A 776-nucleotide genomic window follows, 5' to 3' on the forward strand; every position below is an offset into this window, starting at 1 on the left:
CCCTAACTCCTTCGCCCAAAGATTTAACTGTTCCAACATTTCCTTTAATGAATTACAGCGGGATAACTCAGAGATAAGCCTTAGTAATTGGCTAAATAGAGATTCATTTTCTGCAGCTTGCTCAATCAACAAACGCATATCCTCTTCAAGATAATGAATACGTGTTCGCTGACGTGACATTATCCACTCAACTAATGAGATACTCCCTCTTACTGGGTGAGGAACTTGCATTTGCTCAATATAGCTGGCATTACGGATAAAGAAACCAGGATGCTCCTTGAGATAATCAATGATGGTTTGATCGTTGAGTTCGTTTTTCTCAGGGTAACAAAACTGCTCATTCTTATCCGTCATACCAAGCACCTCTCAAAAATAATATTATAGCTGGATTGTTCCATCATAAATATGCACAGCAGGTCCTGTCATATAAAGTGGGTTTCCTGTACCTTTCCATTCAATTGATAATGATCCACCCGGTAAATTAACTTTCACTTTTCTATCTAATAAACCTTGGGAGATCCCCACCGCGACAGCGGCACAGGCACCGCTTCCACAAGCTTGAGTTTCTCCAGCACCACGTTCAAATACCCGTAAATGCAATGTATTTCTATCAACCACCTGCATAAAACCAATATTGGCGCGCTCTGGAAAGCGTTCGTGTTGTTCCAATACTGAGCCCAATGACTCAACTTCCGCAGTTTTGATATCTTCCACTTGGATCACGCAGTGCGGATTTCCCATTGACACCACACCACATAGAACTGTTCGTTCCATCG

At 42.0% G+C, this 776-nt stretch carries 2 protein-coding genes; both read right to left on the reverse strand.

The annotated features are described in order from the left end of the window. The coding region (locus tag IE142_RS39740) for a DUF484 family protein (protein ID WP_191889427.1) at positions 1–354 on the reverse strand (354 nt) is incomplete at its 3' end. Between the two features lie 24 nt (positions 355–378). Next, positions 379–776: diaminopimelate epimerase (gene dapF, locus IE142_RS39745; RefSeq protein WP_191889428.1), on the reverse strand; the 398-nt coding region annotated here is incomplete at its 5' end.

The sequence above is a fragment of the Streptomyces mutabilis genome (assembly GCF_014649815.1).
GTDB lineage: Bacteria > Actinomycetota > Actinomycetes > Streptomycetales > Streptomycetaceae > Streptomyces > Streptomyces mutabilis.